Origin of the sequence: Pseudomonas sp. KBN12P06040 (genome assembly GCF_037574965.1) — a bacterium.
Lineage (GTDB): Bacteria > Pseudomonadota > Gammaproteobacteria > Pseudomonadales > Pseudomonadaceae > Pseudomonas > Pseudomonas aeruginosa.
In genome coordinates this window covers 4868363-4884809 of the sequence record NZ_JBBELS010000001.1, presented here as the reverse complement: position 1 = coordinate 4884809, position 16447 = coordinate 4868363, and the positions used below count along the sequence as shown (strand labels likewise).

Here is a 16447-nt window from a genome sequence, read left to right as displayed (position 1 = left end):
CTACGGGTGGTTTGTCTGGAATTCATTATACGTCTGTATTCGGACTGGCTCAGAATGGCCGCATATTCCTTTTTCATAGTGCGGAACCCTCATGCAATACCTGTTTCCCCTGCTGGCCGTGTTCATCTGGGCCGGCAACACCGTCGTCAACAAGCTCGCCGTGGGGATCATCCAGCCCGCCGAGATCGGTTTCTTCCGCTGGCTGCTGGTCGGCCTGGCGCTGACGCCCTTCATGCTCGGCCCGGTGCTGCGCAACCGCCGCTACATCCTCGCCAACCTCGGCAAGTTCGTGGTCCTCGGCCTGCTCGGCATGGCCGTCTACCAGAGCCTGGCCTACTACGCGGCGGCGCTGACCAGCGCCACCAACATGGGCATCATCCTGTCGCTGATGCCCCTGATGTCGCTGGGCCTGGCCAGCAGCATCCTGGCCCACCGGCTGAACGCCGGGGCGCTGCTCGGCGCGCTGGTGTCGCTGGCCGGCGTGGTGCTGGTGATCTCCCAGGGCCATCTCGGCGCTTTGCTGGAGCATGGAGTGAACCTCGGCGACGCGATGATGATCGTCGCCACCCTGGCCTATGCGGTGTACAGCGTGCTGCTGAAGAAATGGAGCCTGAAGCTGCCGGCCATGCAACTGCTCTACCTGCAGGTGCTGGTGGCGATCCTCGCCCTGCTGCCGCTGTACCTGCTGTCGCCGCGCACCGGCCTGAACGCCGCCAACCTGCCGCTGGTGCTGTACGCCGCGCTGTTCGCCTCGATCGTCGCCGCGCTGGCCTGGATGCACGGTGTCGCCCGTCTCGGGCCGAGCCGGATGGCGCTGTTCTTCAACCTGCTGCCGATCATCACCGCCTGCATCGCCACCCTGGTGCTCGGCGAGCGCCTGACCGTCCATCACCTGGTCGGCGGCGCGCTGACCCTGGCCGGGGTCCTTCTGGCCGAGTTCTGGCAGCGCCGCCCGGCCCGCCTGCGCTCGGCAACCTGCTGATTTCCCGGCAACTTCCTCGCGATTACGGCGCACGGAGGCGCCGCCACTGGCTATCATAGGCAGCGCTCCCCGCGCGGGAGCCGAGCCGTGCCAGCCTGGAAGAGGAAGAATCGTGGTCGAAGTGTTTTCCGTGCAGGATGGGCTGGACGCCGAGCGCGCCCTGCTCGACGAGGTGTGTGGCGGTGCCCGCGAGCATGGCCTGTTGCTCTGGCAGCCGTGCGATCGGGCGCTGGTCATGCCGCGCCGGATGGAGCGCCTGGAAGGGTTCGCGCCGGCCAGCGCAGCGGTCGCCGAACGCGGCTGGCCGGTGCTGCTGCGCGATACCGGCGGCGAGCCGGTGCCGCAATCGCCGGGCGTGCTGAACATCGCCCTGTCCTATGCGCTGGGGCCCGGCGACAACGAGCAGACCCGTATCGAAACCGCCTACCTGCGGCTGTGCCAGCCGATCTGCGACTGGCTCCGCGAGCGCGGCCTGGACGCCGGCGTGGGCGCCGTGGCCGGTTCCTTCTGCGACGGCCGCTACAATGTCACCCTGGATGGGCGCAAGCTCGCCGGGACCGCACAACGCTGGCGGCGCAACGGCGCCGGCCGGCCGGTGGTGCTGGCGCACGCGGCGCTGCTGGTCGGCGCCGAGCGCGAGGAGATGGTCGAGGTGGTCAACACCTTCACCCGCCGTTGCGCCAGTGCCCCGGATTGCCAGGCGGACAGCCATCTCGGCCTGAGCGAGCGCTGGAGCGATTTCCGCATGGCCGACAGCCTCGAACTGGAACGACGCTTCGTCGCCGCCCGATCCTGACCTCTTTCGCCAGAGCCTTGCGCCAGGAATAGCCGTACCGATGCCAGAACCCTTGGGAACCACCGCCCTCACGCCCGGATTCATGATCGTCCACGGCAATCGCCTGGACGACCTGCGCGACCTCGCCGTTTCCTGGATGCGCCGCTATCCGCTGGCGCCGCTGGAAAGCGAGCGGGTCCTGGTGCACAGCAACGGCATCGCCCAATGGTTGAAGCTGGCATTGGCCGAAGATCCCCGCGAGGACGGCGGCGGCGGTGGCGGCATCGCCGCGGCGCTGGAGGTGCAGTTGCCGGCGCAGTTCCTCTGGCAGGCCTATCGCGCGGTGCTGGGCCGCGAAAGCATTCCCGAGGTTTCCGAACTGGACAAGGCGCCGCTGACCTGGCGCCTGATGCGTCTGCTTCCCGGATTGCTGGAGCGTCCCGAGTTCCGCACCCTGCAACGTTTCCTCGCCGACGATGCCGACCTGCGCAAGCGTCATCAACTGGCCGAGCGCCTGGCCGACCTGTTCGACCAGTACCAGGTCTATCGCGGCGACTGGCTCGACGATTGGAGCCAGGGCCGCGACCAGTTGCGCACGGCGAACGGGCAGGCGCGCCCGCTCGGTGCCGACGAGCGCTGGCAGGCCGAATTGTGGCGCGCGCTGCTCGCCGACGTCGGTGCCGATAGCCTGGCCCGCAGCCGCTCCGGCGTGCACCGGCGCTTCATCGAGGCGCTGCGCTTCGCCAGCGCGGCGCCGCGCGCGTTGCCGCGACGAGTAGTGGTGTTCGGGATTTCCTCGATGCCGGCGCAGACCCTCGAGGCACTGGCCGCCCTGGCCAGGTTCAGCCAGGTGCTGCTCTGCGTGCACAACCCCTGTCGCCACCACTGGGCCGACATCGTCGCCGACAAGGACCTGTTGCGCCACGAGTACCGCCGCCAGCAGCGCCGCGCCGGCGTCCCCGCCGACCTCGACGAGGACCGCCAGCACCAGCATGCCCAGCCGTTGCTGGCGGCCTGGGGCAAGCAGGGCCGCGACTACATCAACCTGCTCGACAGCTACGACGACCCGGACAGCTATCGGAACCTGTTCGGCGAGGTCAACGGCGGGCGCATCGACCTGTTCAGCGAGGAGGCCCCGCACGGGCTGCTCGGCCAGTTGCAGGACGATATCCTCGAACTGCGCCCGTTGGCGGAAACCCGCGAGCACTGGCCGCCGGTGGCGCCGCGGAGTGACGCCTCGATCCGCTTCCATGTGGCCCACAGCGCGCAGCGCGAAGTGGAGATCCTCCACGACCAGTTGCTCGCCCGCTTCAACGCCGATCCGAGCCTGAAGCCGCGCGACGTGATCGTCATGGTCCCCGACATCAACGCCTACGCGCCGCACATCGAGGCGGTGTTCGGCCAGGTGCCGCGCGACGACCAGCGCTTCATTCCCTATACCCTGGCCGACCAGGGACAGCGCGGTCGCGAGCCGCTGCTGATCGCCCTGGAGCACCTGCTGAAACTGCCCGACAGCCGTTTCGCCGTGAGCGAGATCCTCGACCTGCTGGACGTCCCGGCATTGCGCCGGCGTTTCGGCGTCGACGAGGCCGACCTGGCGACCCTGCACCGCTGGATCGAAGGCGCCGGCGTGCGCTGGGGGCTGGATGCCGCGCAGCGCGAGCGTCTCGGCCTGCCAGCGGGACTGGAGGGCAACAGTTGGCGCTTCGGTCTGCGGCGCATGCTGCTCGGCTACGCGGTCGGCGAAGGCGCGGCCCTGCAAGGCATCCAGCCCTACGATGAGGTCGGTGGCCTGGACGCCGCCCTGGCAGGCCCGCTGGCTGTGCTGCTGGAGCGCCTCGAGGTGGCCTACGCGGAGCTGGCCGAACCGGCCACCCCGGCGCAGTGGGGCGAGCGCCTGCAGGCCCTGCTCACGGTGTTCTTCGAGGCCCACGACGAGCGCGACGAACTGCTCCTCACCCAGCTCCTGCAACTGCTTGAGCGCTGGCAGGAACACTGCGCCTGTGCGGTCTTCGCCGAGCCGCTGCCGATCAGCGTGATACGCGAGGCCTGGCTCGGCGGCCTGGACCAGGGCGGCCTGAACCAGCGCTTCCTGGCTGGCGCGGTGAGTTTCTGCACGTTGATGCCGATGCGCGCGATCCCGTTCCGGCTGGTCTGCCTGCTTGGCATGAACGATGGCGACTACCCCCGCCAGCAGTCGCCGCTGGATTTCGACCTGATGCGCAACGACTACCGCCCCGGCGACCGCTCGCGGCGCGAGGACGACCGCTACCTGCTGCTCGAGGCGCTGCTCTCGGCGCGCGAGCAACTCTACGTGAGCTGGGTGGGGCGGAGTATCCGCGACAATGGCGAGCGGCCGCCCTCGGTGCTGATCGGCCAGTTGCGCGATCACCTGGTGGCCGGCTGGCGCCTGGACTCGGACGGCGATGGCGAGGCGCTGCTGCGTGCCCTGACCCAGGAGCATCCGCTGCAGCCGTTCAGCCGCCGGTATTTTCACGATGCGCCGGAGCAGGGCGTCGATGGCCTGTTCACCTACGCCCGCGAGTGGCGCGAGGTCCATCGCGAGGACGAGATCGGCGCTCCCGACGCCGAAGCGCCCCTGGCGCCGCTGGAGCTGGAGGGCGCGCTGGGGCTGCGAGCGCTGGCGGAGTTCCTCGCCAACCCGGTGAATGCGTTCTTCCAGCAGCGGCTCAAGGTGCGTTTCGACGACGAGCAATTGACCGGCAACGACGAAGAGCCTTTCGAACTGGACGCGCTGGACAACTGGAAGCTGCAATTCGAGCTGACCGAACGCATGAAGCGCTGGGTCGAGCGGGACTGGGATGCCGAGGGCCTGCCGGTGCAGTTGCAGGCCCAGGTCGAGCGACTGCGGCGACAGGGTCGCCTGCCGCTGGCGGCGTTCGGCGAGTTCTCCGCGCGCCATTTGCTGCAACCGCTGCCCGACCTGCTCTGGCGCTACCGCCAGGAAATCGAGCGCTGGCCGGAGGCGGTCGAGCAGCAGCAGGAGTTGCGCCATCGCCATCCGTCCGGGCTGGAGCTGGAGGACTGGCTCGGCGGCTTGCGTCGCGACGCTTCCGGGCGCCTGGCGCGCCTGCAATTGCTCAGCGGCAAGCTCCATGAGGGGCGCAGCTTCAAGTGGCACAGCCTGGTACGCCACTGGTTGCAGCACCTCGCCCTGCAACGTCTCGGCCAGCCGGTGAGCAGCGTGCTGGTGAGCCAGACCGGCACCCTGGAGATTCCGCCGCTGCCGAGCGAGCGCGCCGGCGAGTACCTCGACCAGTTGATCGACGCCTGGCTCCAGGGCATGCGCCAGCCGTTGCCGCTGGCCTGCCGGACCGCTTTCGCCTGGCTCGCCAGTGGTGGCGCCGCAGAGCCCGAGAAAGCCATGCGCGAGGCGCGCAAGCGCTACGAGGGAGGGTTCGGCATGGGGGGCGAGGTGGACGCCTCGCCGGCGCTGGCTCGGGTCTATCCGGACTTCGACCGGCTGCTCGCCAGCGGTGAGTTCGCGCACTGGGCCGAGCAGCTCTACGCGCCGCTGCTGGCTGCCCTGGGACGTGGCGCGGAGGAGCAGGCATGAGCCAGCAGCAGATGCCCGTGGCCCTCGATCCGCTGGATTTCCCGTTGCACGGCAGCCGCCTGATCGAGGCCAGCGCCGGTACCGGCAAGACGTTCACCATCGCCCTGCTATACGTACGCCTGGTCCTCGACCATGGCGGCGAGAACGCTTTCGGCCGGCCGCTGAGCCCGCCGGAAATCCTCGTGGTGACCTTCACCGATGCGGCGACCCAGGAACTCCGCGAGCGTATCCGCAGCCGCCTGGGCGAAGCGGCGCGTTGTTTCGCCGAGCCGCAGGAGCGCCACGACGGCCTGCTGGTCGCGTTGCGCCAGCAGTATCCCGCCGAGCGCTGGCCGGGCTGCGCGCGCCTGCTGCGCCTGGCCGCGGAGTGGATGGACGAGGCCGCGGTATCGACCATCCACAGTTGGTGCTACCGGATGCTGCGCGAGCACGCCTTCGACAGCGGCAGCCTGTTCACCCAGAACCTGGAAACCGACCAGAGCGAATTGCTCGCCGAAGTGGTGCGGGACTACTGGCGGCGCAACTTCTACGGCCTGACGGCTCCGGCGGCGCAAGCCGTGGCCAGTTGCTACAGTGGGCCGGAGGCGCTGGGCAAGGCCTTGCAGCCGCTGCTGGCGCGGCAGGACGCCGACTTCCGCTACGCCGACCAGGCGCTGAGTGCGCCCGAGTCACTGGCAGCCTTGCTGGAGCAGGGCGGCGACTGGTATCGCCAGCTCGACCAACTGGACGCGCAGGCCCGCGCCGCCTGGCGCGCAGCGCGCGTCGAACTGGAAGCGCTGCTGCGCGACCTGCGTCCCTACCTGAACGGCAACAGCTATCGCGGCAAGGACAGCGACGAGACCTTCGACGCCTGGCTGCAAGCGTTGGCGGACTGGAGCGAGGGCGGCGAGCAGCCGGCCAACCTGGGCAAGTTCGGCCAGACCCGGATCAAGCTCACCGCCAAGCGCGTGGCGCCCGAGCATGCCGCGCTAAGGGCCATCGACGCCTGGGCCGCGCATCAGGAAGAGCGTCCCGATCTCGCTCCCCACCTGTTGTTGCACGCGCTGGGCGAAGTCGGGCGCGAACTGGAGGTCGAGAAGCAGCGGCGTGCCGAGATCGGCTTCGACGACCTGCTCAGCCGCCTCGACCGCGCCTTGCAGGGGCCTGGTGGCGAGCGCCTGGCGCAATTGATCCGCGAGCAGTTCCCGGTGGCGCTGATCGACGAGTTCCAGGATACCGACCCGGTGCAGTACCGGATCTTCGAGCGTATCTACCGGATCGCCGCCGATCCCGGCGAGCCCCAGGCGCGGGAGACCGGCCTGTTCATGATCGGCGACCCCAAGCAGGCGATCTACGCCTTCCGCGGTGCCGACATCCATACCTACCTGCGCGCCCGCGAGGCCACTCGCGGGCGGCATTACACCCTCGGCAAGAACTTCCGCTCGACCGCCGCCATGGTGGCGGCCGCCAACCGCTGCTTCGCCTTCGCCGAAGAGCATCCGCGCGGCGCCTTCCGTTTCGCCCGCGAGGGGCTGGAAAACCCGGTGCCGTTCCATGCGGTGGACGCCCAGGGGCGCGCCGAACGTTTGTTGATCGACGGTGCCGAGGCGCCGGCGATGACGTTCTGGAACCTTGACGCCGAAGCCGGCGTGCTCGGCTCCGCGGCGTATCGCCAGGAAATGGCCGAGCGCAGCGCCAGCGCCATCCGCCGCTGGCTGAGCCTGGCCGACCTGGGCCGCGCCGGCTTCGCCGACGAGCAGGGCGGCTGGCGGGCGTTGCGCCCGGCGGATATCGCCATCCTCGTCCGCGGTCGCGCCGAGGCCGAGGCGATCCGTAGCGCGTTGGCGGCGCGGCGTCTGGCCAGCGTCTACCTGTCCGACCGCGACTCGGTGTTCGACAGCCAGGAAGCCGCCGACCTGCTGCACTGGCTGCGCGCCTGCGCCGACCCCGGTGCCGATGCGCTGCTGCGGGTCGCCCTGGCTACCCGCAGCCTGCACCTGGACTGGGCGACCCTGGAACGATTGAACCAGGACGAACTGTTCTGGGAACGGATGGTCCTGCGCTTCCGCGACTATCGCCGGTCCTGGCAGGCCCAGGGCGTATTGCCGATGCTGCGGCGCCTGCTCGCCGACTTCGAACTGCCGGCGCGCCTGCTGCGGCATGCCGATGGCGAGCGCAGCCTGACCAACCTGCTGCACCTGGCCGAGTGGCTGCAGCGCGCGGCGGTGGAGCTGGACGGCGAGCACGCGCTGATCCGTCATCTGGCCGAGCAGGTGCAGAGTCCGGGGAGCGAAGAGATCCTCCGCCTGGAAAGCGACGCCGACCTGATCAAGGTGGTGACCATCCACAAGTCCAAGGGGCTGGAATACCCCTTGGTGCTGCTGCCCTTCATCTGCAGCTGGAGGGAGCTGGACGGCAACAGCGGCGCGCCGGCGAGTTTCCACGAGGATGGCGCTGCAGGGCGGGTCATCGAGCTGGCGCGGCGCAAGGAGCAGGCTGCGCGGGCCTACGAGCAGGCCAACGACGAGCGCCTCGGCGAAGACATGCGCCTGCTCTACGTGGCCCTGACCCGCGCTCGCCATTCGGTGTGGCTGGGCATCGCGCCGCTGGTGGCGAGCAACAGCAAGTCGCCGGAGTTGCACAAGGGGGCTCTGGGCTACCTGCTTGCCGGCGGCGCGACCATCGGCAGCGATGGCCTCGGCCAATGCCTCGCCGCGCTGCGCGGCGAGTGCCGGGAGATCGTCGTCGAGCCGGCCCCCGAGGCGGACGCCGAACGCTATGTTGCAGGGCGCGGCCAGGGCCTTGGGCAGGCCCGCGAAACCCGCCGCAGCAGCCGCGAGAAGTGGTGGGTCGCCAGCTATTCCGGCCTGCAATTGCAGGCCTCCGCCGGGCTGGACGATGACGAGGCGTTGGAGAGCGACGAATCGCAGGAGCCGATCAGCGCCGAGGAAGCCACCTTCCACGAAGAAGGCCGTTCCGCCGAACAGCCGCCGGTCGCGCACGCCAGCGAGATGCGCGACGACCTGCATCGCTTCCCGCGCGGACCGGCTCCCGGCACCTTCCTCCACGGGCTGCTCGAATGGGCCGGCCGCGAAGGCTTCGATGTGGCGCGCGCCGATGCCCAGCGGCGCCGCGAACTGGTCGCGCGACGCTGCGACCTGCGGGGCTGGAAGGACTGGGCCGAACCGCTCGATCTGTGGCTGGAACAGTATCTCGCCGAACCGCTGCGCTGGCCCGGTGGCGAAACCAGCCTGGCCGGGCTGGTCGCCTACCAGGTGGAAATGGAGTTCTGGTTCGCCACCCACCAGGTCCAGGCCGAGGCGATCGACGCCCTGGTCCGGCGCCATACCCTTGGCGGCGCGGCGCGTCCGACGCTGGCGCCGACCCTGCTGAACGGCATGTTCAAGGGCTTCGTCGACCTGGTCTTCGAGCACCAGGGGCGTTTCTACGTGGCCGACTACAAGTCCAACTGGCTGGGCGCCGACGATGGCGCCTACAGCCCGGAAGCGATGACCGCCGCGGTGCTGGAGAACCGTTATGACCTGCAGTACGTGTTGTACCTGCTGGCCCTGCACCGGCAGTTGAAGGCGCGCCTGCCCGACTACGACTACGACCGCCACATGGGCGGCGCCGTGTACCTGTTCCTCCGCGGCGCCCGCGCGGCGACCCAGGGCCTGCACTTCGAGCGCCCGCCGCGGGAATTGATCGAACGCCTGGACGCGCTGTTCAGCGGCCAGCCGGGAGCCGAGCGATGAATCCGACCCTCAAGCAACTGGCCGGCGAAGTCCGCGATGGCCGCGACGACCAGGTAGCGCAACCGCTGGCGGCACGCCACGACCTGCTGCGCCAGCTCGACCTGTGGGTGGCGCGCGGCTGGCTGCGGGCGCTGGACCGGGCGTTCGTCGCCTTCCTCGTCGAGTTGCAGCCGCAGGCCGATCCCCGGGTGCTGCTGGCGGCAGCGCTGACCAGCCACCAACTGGGCCACGGGCACGTCTGCCTGGACCTGGAGGCGACCCTCGGTACGCCTGACGCGGCACTGTCGCTGCCGCCGGAAGGCGACGAAGGCCGCGATGTGCTGCTGCCGTCGCAACTGCTGCGCGGCGTGCGCCTCGACGCCTGGCGCGAGGCCCTGGCGGCGTCATCGCTGGTGGAGGTGGTCGACGAGCGCCCAGGCGATCCCGAGCCGAGCGAGACGGCGACCTCGCCGCTGGTGCTTTGCGCTCAGCGTCTCTACCTGCGTCGTTATTGGCGGCACGAGCTGGAGATCGCCCTGGCCCTGCGCGAGCGCCTGGGTCGGCAGGCGCCCCTGGCCGCAGACCTGGCGCCGCGCCTGGCCGCGCTGTTCGCGCAGGCGCCGACGGAAGACGGCCAGCGCGTCACCGACTGGCAGAAGCTGGCCTGTGCCCTGGCGGCCCGCGGCTATTTCAGCCTGATCACCGGCGGTCCCGGTACCGGCAAGACCACCACCGTGGTGCGCCTGCTCGGTCTGCTCCAGGCACCGGCGGTAGCCGCCGGCCAGCCGCTGCGCATCCGCCTCGCGGCACCCACCGGCAAGGCCGCGGCGCGTCTCTCCGAGTCCATCGGCCAGCAGGTCCGGGCCCTGCCGCTGGCGGAAGACGTGTTGCAGGCGATCCCCGCCGAGGTCACTACCCTGCACCGTCTGCTCGGCAGCCGTCCGGATACCCGGCACTTCCGCCACCACCGGGACAACCCTTTGGCGCTGGACGTGCTGGTGGTGGACGAGGCCTCGATGATCGACCTGGAAATGATGGCCAGCCTGCTCGATGCGCTACCGCCGCAGGCGCGCCTGATCCTGCTCGGCGACAAGGACCAGTTGGCCTCGGTAGAGGCCGGCGCGGTGCTCGGCGATCTCTGCCGGGATGCCGAGGAGGGCTGGTACAGCGCCGAGACCCGCGCCTGGTTGCAGCGGGTCAGCGGCGAAACCTGGCAGGGCTTGCGCGAAGGTTCGGCGCAGGCGCATCCGCTGGCGCAACAGACCGTCATGCTGCGGCATTCCCGGCGCTTCGGCGCGAGCAGCGGGATCGGGCGCCTGGCGCGGTTGGTCAACCGGCAACAGGCCGGCGACGCGCGCGCGCTGCTGGACAGTCCGCCCGCCGACCTCTTCGACCTGCGCCTGCGCGGGGAGCGCGATGCAGCCTTCGCCCGGCTGTTCGTCGACGGTCATCCGCAGGCGCCGGGCACGCCGTACGGCTACCGGCACTACCTGCAACGCCTGGCCGAAGGCCGCCCGGCCGCCGGACTGGCGCTGGAGGATGGCGCCTGGGAGCGCTGGGCGCAGTCGGTACTGACGGCTTTCGACGCCTTCCGCCTGCTCTGCGCGCTGCGCCGCGGCCCATGGGGCGTGGAAGGACTGAACCAGCGGGTGGCGGCGGAACTGCTGCGCCTTGGCCTGATCGAGGCCGATCACGGCTGGTACGAGGGGCGGCCGGTACTGGTGACGCGCAACGACTACAGCCTGGGGCTGATGAACGGCGATATCGGCATCGCCCTGCGCCTGCCCGAGCGCAACGACGACGGCAGCCTGCGCTTCGCGCTGCGCGTGGCCTTCCCGCGCAACGACGGTAGCGGCGGCGTGCGCTTCGTCCTGCCGAGCCGCCTGGTCGAGGTGGACACCGTGTTCGCCATGACCGTGCACAAGTCGCAGGGTTCGGAGTTCGCCCATACCGCGCTGGTCCTGCCGGACGCGCTGAACCCGGTGCTGACCAAGGAGCTGGTGTACACCGGTATCACCCGCGCCCGCGACTGGTTCAGCCTGGTGGAAAGCCTGCCCGGGGTGTTCGAGGAAGCAGTGCGGCGCAAGGTACGCCGGCTCAGCGGGCTGATGCTGCATCTGCGGCCGGAAAGGGAAGAGCAGCCGCCGCATGCTCCGGGTGAACAGACCGAGCTGCCGTTCTGACGTGCCGCCCGGGCGGTCGGTTCAGCCGACCACCTTCAGGCTGCTCATGCCGTTGCCCTCGCGCTGGACCCGCACTTGGACCGGGATCCGTTCGTGCATTTCCTGGACGTGGGAAATCACCGCCACCTTGCGCCCTTGGGCCTGCAGGTTGTCCAGGGCATCCATCGCCAGTTGCAGGGATTCCGGGTCGAGGCTGCCGAAGCCTTCGTCGATGAACAGCGACTCGATGCGCAGCTTGCTCGATGCCATCGAGGCCAGGCCGAGCGCCAGGGCCAGGGAAATCAGGAAGGTCTCGCCGCCGGAGAGCGAATACACCGAGCGCAGTTCGTCGCCCATCTCGGTGTCCACCACCAGCAGGCCCAGTTCGCTGCCGCCGCGCTGCAGGCGGTAGCGCCGCGCCAACTGGCGCAACTGCACGTTGCTGTGCTGCACCAGCAGGTCGAGGTTGTAGCCCTGGGCGATGCGGCGGAACTTGTCGCCGCTGGACGAACCGATCAGTTCGTTCAGGCGGCCCCATCTGCGGAACTCGGCGCGGGCTCGCTCCAGCTCGGCAAGCAGCGCCTGGCTCTGCTCGCGGCGCTGGTTGTCGGCCTGCAACTGGCTGTAGGTATCCAGGTAGGCCTGTTCGCTGGTGGCCAGGCGTTCGCGCTGTTGCCGCAGGTTGTCTTCCAGCGCCTCGCGGTCGGTTTCCGGCCGCTGCCGGCGATGCTGGAGCAGTTGCGCCTGGCGCTCTGCTTCCAGTGTCTGCTGGCGGGTGATCTCCTCTTGCAGTCGCTGCAATTGCTCCCGCCATTGCGTCGCCTGTTCCTCGGAAAGGCCGAGCAGGGCGTCGAGGCGGCTGTCGTCGAGGTTGTCCTGGCGTTCGCGCCAGACCTGCCAGTCGGCCTGCAGGCGCTGGAACTCCTCCTGTTGGCGCTTGCGTTGCTGCTGCAGGTGTTCCAGGGCTTCGGCGAGTCGCAGTTGTTCCTCGCGCAGCGAATCCAGGGGCGCCTGGAGCGTCTCGACGGCGCTCTGCGCCGCTTGCGCGGCGTGCTCCAGCGATAGCTGCCAGTCCTGGGCGCAGGCGTGCTGGCCCAGGTGAGCGCCGAGGCGTCCGTTCAGCTCGGCGAGTTCCGCCTGGGCCCTTTCCTCTGCCTGGCGGGCTTCGTTGCGTTGCTCGTCGCTTTGCTTCAGTTGCCAGCTTGATTCATCGCAGCGCTGCTTGAGCTCCTGCAGACGCTGTTCGACCTGCTGAAGCCGCGCCTGTTGCTGCCGGCGTTGCTCGATGGACTCGCCGAGGGCCTGGAAAGTCCGCTGCGGATCTGCCTGCCAGCGCTGCCAGTGCTCGTCGGAGAGCAATGGGCGCAATTGCTGGCTGTCCTCCTCGACCTGCTGCTGCAAATGTTCGTAGCGCTGCCGTTGTTCCGTCAGCGCCTGCTGGCGCTGTTGCAGGATCGTCTCGGCGGCGCGCAGTTCCTGCTGCAATTGCTGGGTCTGGCGCTGGCGGGCGATCAGCCGGTCGAAGTCTCGTTGGCACTGCTGGCGCTGCTCTGCCAGGTCGTCCAGGCGTTGTGCCAGCCACTCCAACTGCGCGGACGGCTGCAGGAGTCGCAGTTCTTCCGGCAGCGTCCATTGCTCCAGTTGCCGATCGAGCGCGGCCAGTTGGCCAGTCAGTTCCTGCTGCTCCTGGCGACTCTGGTTGAGTCTTTCCCGCTGGCTGGAATAGCCCTCGCGCAGACCGACCAGGGTCTGTCGCAGCCGCTCGAGGGACTGCTCGGCGCGGACCTGCTCCTGGTCGTCGTGTTCATCGAGGGCGGCGAGCAGTTGCTCGGACTGGTGATAGGGATGCTCCTGGCTGCCGCAGACCGGGCAGGCCTCGCCGTCCACCAGGCCGGCGCGCAGTTGCTCGACGCTGGCGCTGCGGGCCAGACGTCGGCGCTGGAGCAACTCGCGGGTGACCTCCAGGGCCTGCTCCGCCGCCTTCACCTGCTCGGCGCATTGGCTGCCTTGTCGCTTCAGGTCGAGCAATGCCTGCTCCTGCTCGACCATACGCTGGTCGAGTTCGCCCAGGCGTCGAGCCAGACCGGCGCGTTGGTCGAGGACCTGTTGCCATTCCTTGTGGAGCGCTTGTTGTCGTTCCAGGCTATCGGTCTGCCGGCGCAATTCGTCCAGGCGTGCCGCCAGGTCGTCCGGCTCGCTGCCATGGAGGGCGGTCCATTGCGCCTGCAAGCGTTCGAGCGGTTCCCCGGCGTGGGCCAGGGATTTTTCCAGCTCGGGGAGCTGCGCCTGGCTTTCGAGCGCGCGCTGGCGACGTTGCACGAAGGCGGCGAGCTGGCCCTGGTGGGTCGCCCAGGCGTCGCCGAGCGCGGCGAGAGCCTGGCTGTCGCGCAATGCCGCCTGCAGTTGCGCCTGTTCCGCGACATGGCGCTGCTGCTCCATATCCAGTTGCCGAGCGGCGTCGCTTTGCTGGGCGTGGCGCTGGTTCGATTGCCGATGGAGTTCCTGTCGCTCGGCCAGCGTTCGCTCCAGGCGCCTGGCCTCGCTCTCCAGCTGGAAAGCCTCGCGCAACGGCGCCTGGGCCTGACGCAGATGGTTGTCGGCCTGGGCCTGGCGCTCGCGCGCCTCCTGCACGCGGGCCTGCAATCCTTGCAAGCGCTCGGCGCCCGCGGCTTGCTGCTCGGTGCGCTGCCGCTGCTGCTGCTCGGAGTGCCGGAGTTCCTGCTCGAGTTGCTTCAGGCGTTCGATCAGTCCGCGAACCGGAGCCAGGCGCTCCAGCCATTGCAGGGTTTCCCGCTCCGTCGCCAGGGCGTCCCAGGCCTGCCTGGCCTCGGCCAGTTGGCCTTGTGCGTGCTCGCAGGATTGCAGCAGCCGCTGCTCCTCGGTGAACCATTGTTGCTGGCCTTCCAGACGTTGCAGTGCCTGTTGCTCCTGGAGACGCGCCTGGGCGTGGGATTCCAGCGCCGCCTCGAGCCCGGCCCGGGCCTGCTCGGCCAGCGGCAGGCTGCCTTCCAGGCGTTGCTCGAGTTGCTTGCGCTGCTCGTCGGCCTGGCTGGCGCGCTGGTAGGCGGCTTTGCTCAACTGACTGTACAGGCCGGTGTCGGTGAGTTTCTCCAGCAATGCGCCGCGGTCGTTGTCGCTGGCCTTGAGGAAGGCGCTGAATTCGCTCTGGGCCAGCAGCACGGCGCGAGTGAACTGGGCGAAGTTGAGGCCGAGCTTCTGCTCCAGCTGTTCGCGGAACTCGCTTTTCTTGTTCGCTGCCAGCATTTGCTGGGTCTCCAGGTCCTGGAGGCTCTGCTGGCTCTTTTGCAAGGCGCCGTCCGCCTTGTCCCGGGAGCGCCGGGTTTCCCAGCGGGCGCGATAGCGGTGGCCGTCGATGCCGACGAAATCCACTTCGGCGTAGCCGCTGGCGCAACCGCGGCGCAGCAGGTTGCGTTCGTCGTTGCTGGACAGCTCGTTCCGGCCATCGGGAACCTTGCTGCTGGCCGAAGTGCTTTCCAGCCGCGGCGTGCTGCCGAACAGGGCCAGGCACAGGGCGTCCAGTACGGTGCTCTTGCCGGCGCCGGTCGGGCCGGTGATGGCGAACAGGCCGGCGCTGGACAGCGGTTCGCGGGTGAAGTCGATTTCCTGCTCGCCAGCGAGGGAGGCAAGGTTCTTCAGGCGGATGGCGAGAATCTTCATGGAGCGGCTTATTTCCCCGGGGGTTCTTCGGTGGCCAGTTCGACGCTTTGCAGCAGGCTGGCGAAGTCATCCAGCGCCTGCGCATCCGGGCCGGAGCCATAGGCGCTTTCCCAGGCGCGGCTGAACAGTTCCTGGGGGTTGAGTTGGTCGAGCCCGAGCAGCGGCGCCTGTTCTTCGTCGCGGCGCTGGTATTCGCTGGCGATGCGCACCAGGCGGCAAGCCTTGCCCTGCAAGGCGCTCTCGACCTGCTGGCGCAGGTCCGGTTGCGGTTGATCCAGCATGACGCGGACTTCCAGCCAGGGCCGCTGTTCGTTCAGCAGGTCGGCCTCGGCCAGTTCGCCGATTCGATCGAGCACCTCGCCAAGAGGCGCGGGGCCGATGCGCAACAGTTCCACCGCGCGTGGCACCGGGAGACTCTGCACATCCTTCAGGCGCTCACCTTCCAGGGTGACGAGGAGGACCTGGTGGCGATAGTTCACTTCGGCGAAGGACAGCGGCAGCGGCGAGCCGCTATAGCGAATGCGCTCCTGTCCGGCGACTTTCTGTGGCTTGTGCAGATGACCGAGGGCTACGTAGGCGATCTGCTCCGGAAACAGGCTGGCGGGCAGCGCTTCGACGTTGCCGATGATCAGGTTTCGCTCGGAGTCTTCGGAAACCGCGCCGCCGGCCATGTGTGCGTGGCTGACGGCGACCAGTGCCTGTCCCGGCTTGCGACAGGCTTGCGCGGCGGCAACCAGGCGTTCGTGCACCTGGCGGATACCGGCCAGGTAATCGTCGCCGAGCCCGCCTCCGGTGACTTCGGCGGGACGCAGGAAGGGCAGGGCCAGGCACCAGGCGGCGACCTGGCCATCCGCGTCGTGCAGGGGCAGCAGCAGGCGATCGCTATCGAGGCTTTCGTCTATCCAGCCGATCCGGCCAATGGCATGGGCGTTCAGTCGTTTCATCAGCGGAGCGGGCAGTTCGATGCGCGCGCCGGAGTCGTGGTTGCCTGCGATCATCACGATCTCCAGCCGCGGCAGCCGCCGATGGGCGCTGACGATGAAGTCGTAGAGGCGCTCCTGGGCTTTGAGCGGTGGATTGATCGTGTCGAAGATATCGCCCGCGATCAGCAGGACATCGGCGCGCTGCTCTTCCAGCTGGCGCAGCAGCCAGTCGAGGAAGCGCGCGTGTTCATGATCGCGGTCCTGGCCGTGCAGGGTCTGACCCAGGTGCCAGTCGGAGGTATGTATGAGGCGCATGGAACACTCGTCGAAAGCGGCGGAGCCGTGGCTCGCATTCCTTATATGAGGCAACAGAAGGAGAGGGCGGGGCAAGCCAGCCTATAAAGGAGGAATGGAGCGTCCTCTGGGCTTCCTGACCTTTGGGTTAAAAAGTTTCAAATAAGTGTTGACGCCAGTTTCTATCTCCCTATAATGCGCACCACTCCCGGCGACGACGAAGAGTAAATGCTTGAAAATCAAGGATTTACGGATTCTCTCCCAGGAGTGGTGAAGCGCTCCGGCAGGTTGTCCGCCGCAGCGGTTCGGTCCCGAAAGGGATTCGAAACGAAGCTTCATCGAG

The 16447-nt window shown here is 68.8% G+C and carries 7 protein-coding genes; 5 read left to right on the top strand and 2 right to left on the bottom strand.

Going from position 1 to position 16447, the window contains the following annotated elements; all coding sequences use genetic code 11:
• The first annotated feature begins 91 nt into the window (after positions 1 to 91).
• The 5 genes from VQ067_RS22945 to recD all read left to right on the top strand — a co-directional run bounded on the left by VQ067_RS22945 (position 92) and on the right by recD (position 11230).
• A complete protein-coding gene (locus VQ067_RS22945; RefSeq protein WP_003093799.1) occupies positions 92 to 982 on the top strand; it encodes a DMT family transporter in 891 nt (296 codons plus the stop codon).
• 112 nt (positions 983 to 1094) lie between these two features.
• Positions 1095 to 1778 carry a lipoate--protein ligase family protein gene (locus VQ067_RS22940; protein WP_003110110.1) on the top strand — a complete coding sequence of 228 codons (684 nt, stop codon included), beginning with the start codon at positions 1095 to 1097 and terminating at the stop codon, positions 1776 to 1778.
• 40 nt (positions 1779 to 1818) lie between these two features.
• Entirely contained in the window at positions 1819 to 5334 is a 3516-nt protein-coding gene (gene recC / locus VQ067_RS22935) for an exodeoxyribonuclease V subunit gamma (RefSeq protein ID WP_033991508.1), read from the top strand.
• On the top strand, positions 5331 to 9068 hold the full coding sequence (gene recB / locus VQ067_RS22930; RefSeq protein WP_023096079.1) for an exodeoxyribonuclease V subunit beta: 3738 nt from the start codon (positions 5331 to 5333) through the stop codon (positions 9066 to 9068). Before recC ends, recB begins: the two co-directional genes overlap by 4 nt.
• Positions 9065 to 11230 carry an exodeoxyribonuclease V subunit alpha gene (gene recD, locus VQ067_RS22925; RefSeq protein WP_033991507.1) on the top strand — a complete coding sequence of 722 codons (2166 nt, stop codon included), beginning with the start codon at positions 9065 to 9067 and terminating at the stop codon, positions 11228 to 11230. The genes recB and recD overlap by 4 nt, the downstream gene beginning before the upstream one ends.
• A gap of 21 nt (positions 11231 to 11251) precedes the next feature.
• Here the strand turns inward: recD and VQ067_RS22920 are convergent, their stop codons facing one another.
• Together VQ067_RS22920 and VQ067_RS22915 are read right to left on the bottom strand one after the other, a co-directional pair.
• Positions 11252 to 14887: an AAA family ATPase gene (locus tag VQ067_RS22920; protein ID WP_033991506.1), complete on the bottom strand. Its 3636-nt coding sequence runs from the start codon at positions 14885 to 14887 to the stop codon at positions 11252 to 11254.
• A gap of 8 nt (positions 14888 to 14895) precedes the next feature.
• Entirely contained in the window at positions 14896 to 16125 is a 1230-nt protein-coding gene (locus VQ067_RS22915; protein ID WP_033991505.1) for an exonuclease SbcCD subunit D C-terminal domain-containing protein, read from the bottom strand.
• Positions 16126 to 16447: the final 322 nt, after the last annotated feature.

Excerpts from the sequence above, each read along its gene's own strand:
- VQ067_RS22945 (WP_003093799.1), top strand. The coding sequence starts at position 92 with ATGCAATACCTGTTTCCCCTGCTGGCCGTGTTCATCTGGGCCGGCAAC.
- recC (WP_033991508.1), top strand. The coding sequence starts at position 1,819 with ATGCCAGAACCCTTGGGAACCACCGCCCTCACGCCCGGATTCATGATC.
- recB (WP_023096079.1), top strand. The coding sequence starts at position 5,331 with ATGAGCCAGCAGCAGATGCCCGTGGCCCTCGATCCGCTGGATTTCCCG.
- recD (WP_033991507.1), top strand. The coding sequence starts at position 9,065 with ATGAATCCGACCCTCAAGCAACTGGCCGGCGAAGTCCGCGATGGCCGC.
- VQ067_RS22920 (WP_033991506.1), bottom strand. The coding sequence starts at position 14,887 with ATGAAGATTCTCGCCATCCGCCTGAAGAACCTTGCCTCCCTCGCTGGC.
- VQ067_RS22915 (WP_033991505.1), bottom strand. The coding sequence starts at position 16,125 with ATGCGCCTCATACATACCTCCGACTGGCACCTGGGTCAGACCCTGCAC.